The 13,076-nt window shown below is 58.8% G+C and carries 13 protein-coding genes and 1 tRNA gene; 6 read left to right on the forward strand and 8 right to left on the reverse strand.

Annotation, left to right across the window (positions count from 1 at the left end):
- Positions 1-417: 417 nt before the first annotated feature.
- The 3 genes from AB5Y94_RS12605 to AB5Y94_RS12615 all read right to left on the reverse strand — a co-directional run bounded on the left by AB5Y94_RS12605 (position 418) and on the right by AB5Y94_RS12615 (position 1,710).
- Positions 418-786 (reverse strand): hypothetical protein, encoded by a 369-nt coding sequence (locus tag AB5Y94_RS12605; RefSeq protein WP_005306483.1) that lies wholly within the window; start codon positions 784-786, stop codon positions 418-420.
- A 1-nt stretch (position 787) separates the two neighbouring features.
- Positions 788-1,435 (reverse strand): AAA family ATPase, encoded by a 648-nt coding sequence (locus AB5Y94_RS12610; protein WP_005306480.1) that lies wholly within the window; start codon positions 1,433-1,435, stop codon positions 788-790.
- Positions 1,436-1,533: 98 nt separating this feature from the next.
- Entirely contained in the window at positions 1,534-1,710 is a 177-nt protein-coding gene (locus AB5Y94_RS12615; RefSeq protein ID WP_005306477.1) for a hypothetical protein, read from the reverse strand.
- 746 nt (positions 1,711-2,456) lie between these two features.
- Between AB5Y94_RS12615 and arcA the strand changes: the two genes are divergently transcribed.
- From arcA to AB5Y94_RS12635, 4 genes are all read left to right on the forward strand, one after another.
- Positions 2,457-3,677 carry an arginine deiminase gene (arcA, locus tag AB5Y94_RS12620; protein WP_017764826.1) on the forward strand — a complete coding sequence of 407 codons (1,221 nt, stop codon included), beginning with the start codon at positions 2,457-2,459 and terminating at the stop codon, positions 3,675-3,677.
- 62 nt (positions 3,678-3,739) lie between these two features.
- Positions 3,740-4,666: a carbamate kinase gene (gene arcC, locus AB5Y94_RS12625; RefSeq protein WP_010635806.1), complete on the forward strand. Its 927-nt coding sequence runs from the start codon at positions 3,740-3,742 to the stop codon at positions 4,664-4,666.
- A gap of 79 nt (positions 4,667-4,745) precedes the next feature.
- On the forward strand, positions 4,746-5,750 hold the full coding sequence (argF, locus tag AB5Y94_RS12630) for an ornithine carbamoyltransferase (protein WP_005306471.1): 1,005 nt from the start codon (positions 4,746-4,748) through the stop codon (positions 5,748-5,750).
- 123 nt (positions 5,751-5,873) lie between these two features.
- Positions 5,874-7,280, forward strand: a complete 1,407-nt coding sequence (locus AB5Y94_RS12635; RefSeq protein WP_005306469.1) for a YfcC family protein — start codon at positions 5,874-5,876, stop codon at positions 7,278-7,280.
- A gap of 156 nt (positions 7,281-7,436) precedes the next feature.
- Here the strand turns inward: AB5Y94_RS12635 and AB5Y94_RS12640 are convergent, their stop codons facing one another.
- The 4 genes from AB5Y94_RS12640 to AB5Y94_RS12655 all read right to left on the reverse strand — a co-directional run bounded on the left by AB5Y94_RS12640 (position 7,437) and on the right by AB5Y94_RS12655 (position 10,366).
- Complete coding sequence (locus AB5Y94_RS12640) at positions 7,437-7,928, reverse strand: arginine repressor (RefSeq protein WP_005306467.1); 492 nt, start codon at positions 7,926-7,928, stop codon at positions 7,437-7,439.
- A gap of 218 nt (positions 7,929-8,146) precedes the next feature.
- Positions 8,147-8,611: an aspartate carbamoyltransferase regulatory subunit gene (gene pyrI / locus AB5Y94_RS12645; RefSeq protein WP_005306465.1), complete on the reverse strand. Its 465-nt coding sequence runs from the start codon at positions 8,609-8,611 to the stop codon at positions 8,147-8,149.
- Between the two features lie 16 nt (positions 8,612-8,627).
- Complete coding sequence (pyrB, locus tag AB5Y94_RS12650) at positions 8,628-9,548, reverse strand: aspartate carbamoyltransferase (protein WP_368205670.1); 921 nt, start codon at positions 9,546-9,548, stop codon at positions 8,628-8,630.
- 275 nt (positions 9,549-9,823) lie between these two features.
- Complete coding sequence (locus AB5Y94_RS12655; protein ID WP_139753343.1) at positions 9,824-10,366, reverse strand: hypothetical protein; 543 nt, start codon at positions 10,364-10,366, stop codon at positions 9,824-9,826.
- A 209-nt stretch (positions 10,367-10,575) separates the two neighbouring features.
- On the opposite strand from AB5Y94_RS12655, the gene AB5Y94_RS12660 reads away from it, so the two are divergent.
- Positions 10,576-10,652 (forward strand) — tRNA-Trp (locus AB5Y94_RS12660).
- 294 nt (positions 10,653-10,946) lie between these two features.
- On the forward strand, positions 10,947-12,317 hold the full coding sequence (locus AB5Y94_RS12665) for a phosphatidylserine decarboxylase family protein (RefSeq protein ID WP_368205672.1): 1,371 nt from the start codon (positions 10,947-10,949) through the stop codon (positions 12,315-12,317).
- Positions 12,318-12,366: 49 nt separating this feature from the next.
- Here the strand turns inward: AB5Y94_RS12665 and AB5Y94_RS12670 are convergent, their stop codons facing one another.
- Positions 12,367-12,885, reverse strand: a complete 519-nt coding sequence (locus tag AB5Y94_RS12670; RefSeq protein WP_368205673.1) for a class IV adenylate cyclase — start codon at positions 12,883-12,885, stop codon at positions 12,367-12,369.
- Positions 12,886-13,076: the final 191 nt, after the last annotated feature.

Below are 13,076 nucleotides of genomic sequence, written 5' to 3' on the forward strand. Positions count from 1 at the left end.
ACGAGTCATCCGTTCCCGTCGCACTTTCTCCGTCCTGGGAGGTGTCCTTTACCACATCCTGTGGTGAGTCCATTTGCCCAACCCTGGCAGCCAGTCTTCCTGACCGACTTCATTGCGTCCGTGCAGGAGTAACTATAAGGATTTCAGGGAGCGGGACAACGGCAGAGTGAAAAACGTTTTTACGCATCTCGTTACGAAGGAAACTTGTTTCAATATTTATCCTTTACTTTCATTGTGATAGGTGTTTTTTGTTCATGTTTACGATCTTATCTTCCGACTATCGCGGGATCTTTTCTAGCGCTTTGCCTACATCCGCTATGGCGAATGTCTTACACCTTGTTCAACTGGGATTAAGAAAGGGGAGGCGAACAGATAAGGGCCATGCTGGCAACGAAGCATGGCTGGAGGAAGATAGCGTCAGTTGTGTGCCTGCAGCCGCTCATAGATGGTCTGGCGTTCTTCCGGGCTCAGGGAGGAGAAGTAGTGGGTAAACAACCGGAGCAGCAGAGATTTGTTCATGCCGTCCTGCTGGGTCAGGTTGCCAAGCTCATCGATGGCCGTGGTGCTGAGCGAGAAGGTGGCTTTCTTGAAGCTGGGTTTGAGATGTTCACCGCTCTCGATGAAGGCGAGTGCGGTCAGAGCCTCGTCCCGATGCAGAGTCAGCTCCAGGCTGACGACCTTGGGCTTGCCCTTGGCATAAAAATCCGCGTCCTCGATGAACTCGTCTATGGTGAACTTCTTCTGGTGATGCAGATTGTGTTTCTTCTTCAGGTCGGCAAGTCCCATCTCATACCCCCAGCTCCAGAAACTCCTTGGCGATGGCGCGGATCTCTTCGGCAGACTTGCCATCCGGCTCTATCTCCATCACCGACAATCCCTTCTCCTCGCTGTCGTCGTAGACGTTGCGGCCATAGGTGATGGAATTGAGCACGTCGACACCGAAGGAAGAGCAGACCTCCTTGGCTTCCAGTATCCGCTTCGCCTGGTTGGGCAGGGCGGGGCATTGGGTCAGTACTACGGCAGCCCGCAAGGTCGGGTTGACCATCTTGCAGGTGGTGATGAGGTCTTCCATGTGCGGCAGAGTCTTGAGATCGCGGCGCTTGGGACGCAGCGGGATCAGGGCATGGGTGGCGACGGCCATGGTGGAACGCAGTGCCCGGTTGTCCTGGCCGCCACAGTCGACGATCAGGTAGTCATAGCGGTTCTTCAGGCTGAGCAGATCGTTGCGGATGTTGCCGTAGAGCTGGACGCAGTTTATCTGGGGCAGATCCGGATTGTCGTTGCGCTCCTGGATCCAGTCCGAGGTGGTGCGCTGCGGATCGCAGTCCACCAACAGCACTTCGCCGTGAAACTGGGTTCTGAGGTAGACCGCCAGATTCTGGGCCAGACAACTCTTGCCGCTCCCTCCTTTCTCACCACCGACCAGCAGGATCATGACCGTCTCCTATCCCTATGAAAAACAGCTGCATTGAGTATAGGAGGGGGTTGGGCCATGACAAGCCAGGAGGAGAAGACCTCCTCCCGGGGGGTCGCTCAGTAGTGCTGACTGCCGCCGTGCCACTGACACACGTAGGCGGGTACCAGCATCTGGGGGGCCTGATCGACATGGCACACCACCAATGGCATGGCAGGGGCACCCTCCGCATGGACCAGTGCCGGGGTCATGGGCAGCAGCAGGGCAGAAAGCAGCAGCAGTGACTTCATCTTCATGGCTATCTCCTTGGTGACATAACAGGTGTGATCCTGATCACTTTCTGAGTTAAGCCGAGCCGGCTTGTGACGCAAGCTGCTGAAATAAATTCAACTAATGAAAAAAGTTTGAAAAAGCCCCTGCGCCGGCCAGTTGAAAATTGGCCGGCCAAGATGCGCAATTCGTGCATATCCATATAAGAGGTGAAGAGGCAACACTGCCTGTAATCTGGCCCGGCAAGCGGAACAGACAAGATGCCATGATCTGGAACAACAAACAGATTATTCAGCGCGGAGCCTGGCCGTGACTTTTTATTTGCTGCGAGCACCTCGTAAAGAGCGCGGAAAATTCAAATATCTGCATATAAAATTCACTCTGTGTTGGATGTGGCTTTATCTTTATGAAACTAAAGGTTTTTTGTTTTTACGTTTATCCCTTTGTAGATATTTGGAGTGAATGAAACAAGGTAAAGTATGAAATATTTGCCGAAGAAAGTGCGTATTTAAACGGGAGAGGTGAATGGGAGATTGTCAGTTCTGTTACCCCTATCAAAGAATAAACCGTGAATTTATTCAGTTCTGGGTGAATGTGATCAATGTCTAAGTTTATCGTGATTGGCAGGTCTAACCTCGGTCTCGAAAGGCAAGGGCAGGATAGAACACAAGCCGATTACCCTACATAAAGAATATCCCGCCTTAGCCACGAGCATGAATAGAAGGAATCTATTCAATCACTCGCAGGGACCACTGCTAGACGGAATATAATCATGAGCAAATTTTATGTAGGTTCTGAAGTTGGCCAATTGCGCCGTGTCATGTTGCACCGCCCCAACCTCAGTCTGAAGCGTCTGACTCCTTCCAACTGCCAGGATCTGTTGTTCGATGACGTCCTGTCCGTTGAACGTGCCGGTCAGGAGCACGACAAATTCGCTCAGGTACTGCGCGATCAGAATGTCGAAGTTTTCCTGCTGACCAATCTGCTGGCGGAAACCCTGGACGTGCCGGAAGCCAAAACCTGGCTGCTTCAACATCAGGTCTCCGACTATCGCCTCGGCACTTCTTTTGCCAACGACGTACGCTGCTTCCTGGCCGACATGCCGCACCGCGAGCTGGCCCGCATTCTCTCCGGTGGCCTGACCTACTCCGAAATGCCCTACAGCGGCGTCAACATGGTAGTGGGCATGCACGCACCGACCGACTTCATCATCGAACCGCTGCCCAACCACCTCTTTACCCGTGACACCTCCTGCTGGGTCTATGGCGGCGTCTCCATCAACCCGATGGCCAAACCGGCCCGCCGTCGCGAAACCAATCACGTGAAGGCCATCTATCGCTGGCACCCGCAGTTTGCCGGTCAGGACTTCATCAAGTACTTCGGTGATGAGGATCGCGACTACGACAACTCCACCATCGAAGGGGGTGACGTACTGGTCATCGGTCGTGGCGCCGTGCTCATCGGCATGTCCGAGCGCACCACACCGCAAGGGGTCGAGCACCTGGCTCGCGGCCTGTTCAAGCACGGCCAGGCCAAACAGGTCATCGCCATGCAACTGCCGAAACACCGCAGCTGCATGCACCTGGATACCGTCATGACCCACATGGACATAGACACCTTCTCCGTCTATCCGGAAGTCATCCGCAAGGATGTGAACTGCTGGAGCCTGACTCCGGGCGGTGCCACCGGCATGAACATCAAGGAAGAGGGCTACTTCGTCACCGCCATCGAGAAGGCACTGGGTGTCGATCAGCTCAAGCTCATCACCACAGGTGGCGACACCTTCGAGGCCGAGCGCGAGCAGTGGAACGATGCCAACAACGTGCTGACCGTGCGCCCCGGCGTGGTGGTGGGTTACGAGCGCAATACCTACACCAACGAGAAGTACGACAAGGCCGGCATCACTGTGCTGCCCATCCCGGGTGAAGAGCTGGGACGTGGCCGCGGCGGCGCCCGCTGCATGAGCTGCCCGATGGAACGCGACGGCATCTAACAAGACGGCGTGGCGCCGGCAGAGGCTGGCGCCACACAGCACCAAACTCGAGAGTAACACTCATGAAAAAACCAACTGTCGTCGTCGCCCTGGGTGGCAATGCTCTGCTCCGTCGTGGCGAGCCGCTTGAAGCAGATATCCAGCGCAAGAACATCGCCACCGCCGCCAAGACCATCGCCCTGATCGCTCAGGAGTACAACGTGGTGCTGGTGCATGGCAACGGCCCGCAAGTCGGCCTGCTGGCTCTGCAGAACAGTGCCTACACCAAGGTATCCCCCTATCCGCTGGATGTGCTGGGTGCCGAGTCCCAGGGCATGATCGGCTACATGCTGATCCAGGAATTGAAGAACCTGATGCCGAGCCGCAACGTCACCGCGCTGCTGACCCAGGTGCAGGTTGACCCGCAAGATCCGGCCTTCGTCAATCCGACCAAATTTATCGGCCCCGTCTACGAAGAGGCTGAAGCCCGCGCCCTGGCTGCAGAGAAGCAGTGGGTGGTCAAGGCTGACGGCAAGTTCTTCCGCCGCGTGGTGCCGTCTCCACTGCCCCAGCGCATCGTCGAAGGCGACGCCATCGAAACCCTGATCGCCCAGGGCCACCTCATCATCTGTACCGGTGGTGGTGGCATCCCGGTGACCTGGGATGGCCAGAGCCTGACCGGCATCGAAGCCGTCATCGACAAGGACATGTCTGCCGCCTACCTGGCCAAGCAGATCAAGGCCGACGCCCTGCTGATCCTGACCGATGCCGATGCCGTCTACCTGGACTGGGGCAAACCGACCCAGCGTCCGCTGCGGATCACCAGCCCGGACGAGCTGGCCGGCGTCAAGTTCGACGCAGGCTCCATGGGGCCGAAAGTCGAAGCCTCCTGTGAATTCGTCAAGGCGACCGGCGGCATGGTCGGCATAGGTGCACTGGACGATGGCCTGGCCATCCTCAAGGGCGAAGCCGGCACCAATATCGTCGCCACCCGTACCGTGAATGCGTAATTACCGACATATGTACTGAGAATGCGTAGTCAACACTACTGCCTGAATTGGTCTGAAACAAATATAGAGAGAACTCATCATGGCTTTTAATCTGCGTAACCGTAACTTCCTGAAACTGCTGGACTTCACCCCGCGCGAAATCCAATACATGATCGATCTGGCCATCGACCTGAAGAAAGCCAAATACGGTGGCTATGAGCGTAAACACCTGACCGGCAAGAACATCGCCCTGATCTTCGAGAAGACCTCCACCCGTACCCGTTGTGCGTTTGAAGTGGCGGCCTTCGACCAGGGCGCCCAGGTCTCCTACCTCGGCCCGAGCGGTTCCCAGATCGGCCACAAGGAGTCCATGAAAGACACCGCCCGGGTGCTGGGCCGCATGTATGACGGCATCGAATACCGTGGCTATGGCCAGGAGATCGTGGAAGAGCTGGGTGCCCACGCCGGTGTCCCGGTCTGGAACGGTCTGACCAACGAATTCCACCCGACCCAGATCCTGGCCGACTTCATGACCATGCTGGAGCACGGCAAGGGCAAACGCCTGGATCAAATCAAGTTCGCCTACCTGGGTGACGCTCGCAACAACATGGGTAACTCCCTGATGGTCGGTGCTGCCAAGATGGGCATGGACATCCGCCTGGTCGCACCGAAAGCCTTCTGGCCGGAAGAAGAGCTGGTTGCCAAGTGCCGCCTGATCGCCGAAGAGACAGGCGCACGCATCACCCTGACCGAAGATGTGAAAGAGGGTGTGCTGGGTACCGACTTCCTCTACACCGACGTCTGGGTTTCCATGGGTGAAGCGAAAGAAGCCTGGGATCAGCGCGTCAAACTGATGACCCCGTATCAGGTCAACATGGACGTCATCAACGCCACCAAGAACCCGGATGTGAAGTTCATGCACTGCCTGCCGGCGTTCCACAACGACGAGACCACCATGGGCAAGGAAGTGGCTGACAAATACGGCATGAAAGGCCTGGAAGTGACCGAGGACGTGTTCGAATCCGAGCACAGCATCGTGTTCGACGAGGCCGAAAACCGGATGCACACCATCAAGGCAGTGATGGTTGCTACGCTGGGCGACTAAGGTCGCAGTAGTGGTGCCGGGGGGCGACCCCCGGCTTTTCGACCATGTGACAGCGGCATAATACCTCCAACCCTACGACCCGCAGCCTGCATGGATACCACACCCACAGAAGGAAGCTGGACCATGACCAAATTCAAGTTCCCGTCAGCCTACACGATACTGTTCGTGCTGATCGCCCTGGTGGCCGCCCTGAGCTGGATAGTGCCGGCCGGCAAATACGAAATGACCATGAACGAAGCCCTCGGCAAGGAAGTGCCGGTGGCCGGTACCTACAAGCTGGTAGAGGGCAATCCCCAGGGGATCGTCGACGTGCTGCTGGCGCCGATCGATGGTCTCTACAACCATGACACCTACGAGGCAGGTGCCATCGACGTCTCCCTCTTCATCCTGATCATCGGTGGTTTTCTTGGCATAGTGACCAAGACCGGTGCCATCGATGCCGGTATCGAACGGGTGACCGACCGCCTGCGCGGCCGTGAAGAGTGGATGATCCCGATCCTGATGGCGCTGTTCGCCGCAGGGGGCACCATCTACGGCATGGCGGAAGAGTCCCTGCCGTTCTACACCCTGTTGGTGCCTGTGATGATGGCCGCCCGCTTCGACCCGGTCGTCGCCGCCGCCACCGTGCTGCTGGGGGCTGGTATCGGTACTCTGGGTTCCACCATCAACCCGTTCGCCACAGTGATCGCCGCCAACGCCGCCGGCATCTCCTTTACCGATGGCATCTGGCTGCGCGTCGCCATGCTGGTGGCCGGCTGGCTGCTGTGCGTGGCCTATGTGATGCGCTACGCCAAGATGGTGCGCAGCGACCCCAGCAAATCCCTGGTGGCTGACAAGTGGGAAGAGAACCGTGCCCACTTCCTCGGCAACAAGAGCGACCAGATGCTGGAGTTCACTCTTACTCGCAAGATAGTGCTGGGCATCTTCGTCGCCGCCTTCGCCGTGATGATCTACGGGGTGGCCGTGCTGGGCTGGTGGATGGCGCAGATCTCCGGTGTCTTCCTGGCTGCCGCCATCATAGTCGGCGTCATCTCCCGCATGAGCGAGGAGGAGCTGACCTCCAACTTCATTGACGGTGCCCGCGACCTGCTCGGCGTGGCCCTCATCATCGGTATCGCCCGCGGTATCGTGGTGGTGATGGACAACGGCATGATCACCCACACCATACTGCACAGCGCAGAAGGGATAGTGACCGGCCTCTCCACAGTTGTGTTCATCAACGTAATGTTCGTGCTGGAAGTGGTGCTCTCCTTCCTGGTGCCGTCCTCCTCCGGCCTGGCCGTGCTGACCATGCCGATCATGGCGCCGCTGGCTGACTTCGCCAACGTGGGTCGCGAGCTGGTGGTCACCGCTTACCAGTCAGCCTCCGGTCTGGTGAACCTGGTGACCCCGACCTCCGCCGTGGTCATGGGTGGCCTGGCCATCGCCAAGGTACCCTACGTACGTTGGCTGAAATGGGTAGCCCCGCTGCTCGGCCTGCTGACCGTGCTGATCGTGGTCTGCCTGAGCCTGGGTGCCGTGCTGGCATAAACACCGACAGACATAGCCGTAAAAACGGGAGCCGCTGGCTCCCGTTTTTTATGGCCGACCAGGAGGCGAACCCAGACAGCGCACGGATGGGATAAAAAGCCGATTGGCAGACAACAAAAAGGCGACCCTGGGTCGCCTTGCTGCATTGGGGGGAGGCTAGCGCGCCTGTTCCAGGGTGCGCACCACGGCGGCGTGGGCCTGACGGGTGCGGCTGATGTGGCGAGGGGCGACCAGCACCACGTCGTTGCCGGCGACGGCCCCCATGATCTCGGGATTGGCGTTGCGATCCAGCAGACGAGCCACCACGGTGGCGGCCCCCGGCGTGGTATGGATCAGCACCATCTGCTGGTTGTGCACCACGGCGCGTACCATGTCGTGAATGGAGCGAGTGCTGCCGGCGGGTTCCAGCTGTTCGTCAACCAGGGTGTAGACCTTCTTGCCGTTGGCATTCTGCGCCTTGGCGACGCCGAGACGGCGCAGCAGGCGGGAGATGGTGGACTGGCTGATGTCGGCAAAGCCGCGCTCCGACAGCTCGCGGCGGATCTCTTCCTGGGTGCTGTAGCAGTGCTGGCCGATGATCTGGCGACAGGCATCCAGCTGGGCCAGATCGGGCTCTTGGGCAACGGGACGGCTGAGGGTCTTGACCACGGCGAATTCCTTTGATGATGACCGACGCTAAACGCTCGATATCTGCCGCATTTGCTGAATATCAGCAAAAAATACTGGCAATCAATGCACTGGCAGGAAATGAGCGGGAATAGCTCTCTTTGGATGGCAAATTATAACCAACTGGTTATTTGGTGATGTGACAGGGGTCAAAAATGGGCCCCTTGGGGCCCACCTGGATATCCTTTTGAGTCTGGTTCTCAGTAGCGTTCGCTGACGATGTCCTGGGTGAAGGACTTCTCGCAGTATTTGCACTTCATCCGTACCGCGCCTTTCACCTCGCGCACCCGGAAGTAGCTCTCCACCGGCTCGTTGTGGGAGATGCAGTTGGAGTTGGGGCAGTGGAACACCCCGGCGATGAACTCCGGCAGCTTGAGCTGGTGTTTCTTCACCACCGCGAAGTCTTCGATGATGTTGACGGTCGCCTTGGGGGCGAACAGCGCCAGCTGGTTGGCCTGTTGCTCGGTCAGGCGGGTGTTCTCGATCTTGATGAGATCCTTTTTGCCGAGGGCGCCGGATTTCAGGTTGAAGCCGACGGTGATCCGCTCCTGGGTCTCTACCAGCTGGAACAGCTTGAGGATCTTGATGCCCTGGCCGGCGGGGACGTGGTCGATGACGGAGCCGTGACGGATGGCTTCGACTTGCAGTTGGTTCTTGTCAGACATGATGTTCCCCTTTCCGTTAGACAGTTTCGTTCAGTACCAGAGCCAGCAGTGCCTGGCGCGCATAGACCCCGTTCTCCGCCTGCTGGAAGTAGTAGGCGTGGGGCGTCTTGTCGACCGCGACGTCGATCTCGTCGACGCGGGGCAGGGGATGCAGGATCTTCATGGTGGGTTTGGCCCCTTCCAGGGTGGCCAGTTCCAGCACGAACTTGGCGGCCATGTGCTTGTACTCGGTCTCGTCGAAGCGCTCTTTCTGGACCCGGGTCATGTAGAGGATGTCGAGCTCAGGCATCACCTCTTCCATGGTTTCATGCACGCTGAACTGGATGCCCTTCTCTTCCAGCTCTTCGCAGATGTAGTCCGGCATCGCCAGCGCCTCCGGCGAGATGAAGAAGAAGCGGCAGTTGAACAGGCTGAGGGCCTGGGCCAGCGAGTGCACGGTGCGGCCGTACTTGAGGTCGCCGACGAAGGCGACGTTGAGGCCGTCCAGGCGCCCTTGCGTCTCGCGGATGGAGAAGAGGTCGAGCAGGGTCTGGGTCGGATGCTGGTTGGAGCCGTCGCCGCCGTTGATGACCGGCACGCGGGAGAATTCGGAGGCGAGGCGGGCCGTCCCCTCTTTCGGATGACGCATCACCACCGCATCCGTGTAGGAACCGATGATCTTGATGGAGTCGGCCAGGGTTTCACCCTTCTTGGCGCTGGTGTTGCCACCGTCGGCGAAGCCGATGATGTTGCCACCCAGGCGCTGCACCGCGGTCTCGAAGGAGAGGCGGGTGCGGGTAGAGGCTTCGAAGAAGCAGCTGGCGACCAGCTTGTCTTTCAGCAAGCGGGTGTCGGGTTCGGCCTTCAACCGTTGTGCGGTTGAGACTACCAGTTCCATTTCAGACCGGGTCAGGTCCGTGATGGAGATGACATGTTTCTTATAGAGTGGATTGGTCATCGTCTGCATTCCCTTTGACATCAATGAAGGTTTTTCGGGCACAAAAAAAAGCCCCTGAAACAGGGGCTTTTTTTTGAAAACAATTGGGGATCTGTGGGTCGGGAACCGGAAACAACGGGGCCGCTCTGGTGCGCTCCACCCGTCTGCAAGGCTGTTTTTTTCATCAAAAACTGCATCGTCCTGTCCTGACCTTTTTTCAAACCGGACAGATTATAGAGTCGCATTTTGAATTGTCAAAAATTTATTTCAAAGGCAAGATTTGCGCAGAAAAACGTTTAAGTGCTGCGAACAGGCCGGCAAACCCACACCTGATGCTGGGGCTGCAGTGGCTCATCATCATGCACCATGGCGCGCAGATAGCCGAGCCTGTGGTGCCCTTCCAGCAGACAGTAGGGGTGGGGCAGGGGTTGTCCGTTCGGGTAGCTGTCCCCTGCCGTCGATGCCAGCACTATGATGGGTTCTGGCCAGCTCCCTTCGCGCAACATCCTCTCCCCGAGCCAGGAGCTGCGCACGTAGCGGTTGCTGCGCAACATCCCGCCCCAGCGTTCGATCACCTCCATATGGCGGGAGTCTATCTGGTCGATGATCCGTGCGGTGGGCCAGCTCTCGCACTCGAACTGATGGCGGGCGAGATCGATAAAGCTCCAGTTGGACTCAAAACCGCGCCAATGGCGATAAATCCACTGGATGAGCACATTTTCGGGAATGAAGGGCACCAGCGGGGCGACCCGTGCCAGATAGTCGGGCAGTGTCTCGGTTTTGCTTTCATCCCTGAAGTTGAGCGGTGCAAGTTGTTGCAGTAACCGGTAATTGAGCATGTGCAGCCCCCTTCTTGCCTGGCCCCAAGCTTAACCCTACCCCCATTGCGGTCAGTTTCCTACCCAAACAAGGCTGTAAATACAGCAAGTTACCAATTGGAGCTGTATAAATTGGCGGGATCTGCTCGTCCTTTGCGCAATCGAACCGAAAGTGAGAAAAAAGCCTTTACCTTTGAAACCCGCTTTGTATACTACGCCTCGTTTGTTGCAGGGGCGTAGTTCCAATTGGTAGAACAGCGGTCTCCAAAACCGATGGTTGCGGGTTCGAGTCCTGCCGCCCCTGCCATTTTCAGAGAAGCCAGCTCATTGAGCTGGCTTTTCGCTTTTCCGGGCCTGCCACTCTCCTTTTGCACATCCCTTGTGCCGCCTGCTCTCCTGGCCTGGTTGCTCTCCCCATATCCGCATATCCCAACCCGCTAGTCGCTATTGCGCCACTCTGCCCTGTCGTTTCTGGCAATCGTGCCGCCGGGCCCCCTGTGCTACATAACAGGGTCGGTGCCCTGGCATGCTGCTGGCAGGCCGGCACTCAATGCTCAAGCCGTGGATTGTGGGCGTGAACATCAGCTGAGGAGAGCGAACCATGAACAAGGCAGTGGAAACCCGATTGAACAAGTCCCGACCCGGCGGCTGGATCCCCCAGGATGGGGCCCATGTCGAGCGCTGGATCCGGCGGATCAAGCACTACGTGAACCAGCAGCCGCGGGCGCTGGTCCCCCCCATCGCCGAGCTGCGGGGTCTGGTCAATGCCGACCCGGCGCTGCATGCCCAAGCCGAGGCCATGTTCAAGGAGGCCTGGCGCCACAAGCACCAGACCCCGCTCGGTCAGCCTGAGGTGCGTTCGTTCGAGGAGTTCCTCGGTCTGCTCAACGGCATCATGACCACGGCCCCCGAGGCCTATCAGGACATCCCCAGCCAGGAACCGTCCGGCCTCATCGGCTTTCCCATCAATGCCCTGCTCGACTGGCCCATGGCCACCCGCTCCGGCTACCAGTTTTTTGCCAATGCCCTGGTCAACCAGCAGTTCAAGAAGATCCTCGACTACTGGGCCCAGTTCCTGCAAAGCCCGGCTTCCCGCTATGTGCTGACCGAGCCGGTAAGCCGGCTGGATCGCGAGACCCTGGTGGTGCCCTGGCTCGGCAAGGCGGCCAAGGCCGAGATGGTGCAGGTGGCGAACGAAGCGGTCGGGGAGGGGCCCAACTCCACTCCGGGCAGTTTCGAGCAGATCTTCGAGTGCGAGCCGGCGGCCGACTACCACGGCTTCGGCTGCTGGGATGACTTCTTCACCCGGCGTTTTCGGGCCGGAGTGCGGCCGGTCTCGGCGCCGACGGATGACAGCGTCATCGTCAACGCCTGCGAATCGGCGCCGCTGCAGGTGCGCAAGGAGGTGAGCCGCAGCGATCAGTTCTGGCTCAAGGGGCAGCCCTATTCGCTGGAGAACATGCTCGATTTTGACGATCTGGCCCCCCGTTTCGAAGGCGGCACCGTCTATCAGGCCTTCCTCAGCGCGCTCAGCTACCACCGCTGGCACAGCCCGGTGAGCGGCACCATCCGCAAGGTACGCGTCGTCAACGGCACCTACTATCTGGAGAACCAGTTCGAAGGCTTTGCCGACCCGCAGGGGGCGGATCCCAGCGCCCCCAACAACTCCCAGCCGTTCCTCACCTCGGTGGCGACCCGGGCACTCATCTTCATCGAGGCGGACAACCCCAAAATCGGCCTGATGTGCGTGGTGCCGGTGGGGATGGCCGAGGTGTCGAGCTGCGAGATCACGGTGCAGGCGGGGGACAGGGTGGAGAAGGGGGATCAGCTCGGCATGTTCCACTTCGGCGGCTCCACCCACTGTCTGCTGTTTCGCCCCGGCGTCAGGCTGGAGTTCGACTTCCATAGCCAGACCCCAGGGCTGGATGCGACCAATATGCGGCTCAATACCGCCATCGCACGGGTCAAGTAGCCCTGCCGGGCAGAGTATGGGAGGCCGCCTGCGGGCGGCCTTGTTGCATTCAGGCCTGCTGCCGGAGAAGCAGATCCAGATAGGCGCCTTCTATCAGCCGGGAGGGCTCAACTCCAAGCTGCGCCATGATGTCGTTGGCTTCCTGCATCCCCGCCTCAAGCGGCTCGTCCTCCTCCAGCACCACCTCCAGTTCGAGGAAATGGCCGAGCCCCTGCACCCGATCTAGGTGGATCCGGGTTCTGCCGACCAGCAACAGGGTGCGCTTCTTCTGCACCCTGCCGATCTGGCCCCAGGCCAGGCTGAGGGTCTCCCGCAGGCGATCCGGTTCATGTGTCGGGGTCAGCTGATAGAAGCTCTCCTTGGGGCCTTGTTGATCGGCGCGGCGGTAGAAGATGAGCTCGCCGGCCGAGGGGGACAAGGTTCGCAGCTTCAGACGACCGGCGTCACAGCGAAAGAAGGTGTCATCCTGCTCGATCTCGACGGCGCCCTGATCGGCGATGGCGAGTGCCTTGGGGAGCAGGTCATCTATCCGCTCTATGCTGGCTTTGATCTCGATATTTCGGGGCATGGCAGGCTTATCCATCAGGGGTTGAAGGAGTCCAACCTAGCACGGATTGCGTCCCTGCATAGCCATTTGTCGAGACGGATATCGGCCGAAGAGTGGGTGGTTTTTCGTGAGCTGTGGCACAACCTGTTGCCGAGTCATGATAAATCGACAGGATTCACTAAAGTCTGTTCAGCATGTGGCCGATAGCCTTG

The organism is Aeromonas sp. s5 (assembly GCF_040907865.1).
In the GTDB taxonomy this organism is placed as follows: Bacteria; Pseudomonadota; Gammaproteobacteria; order Enterobacterales; family Aeromonadaceae; genus Aeromonas; species Aeromonas dhakensis.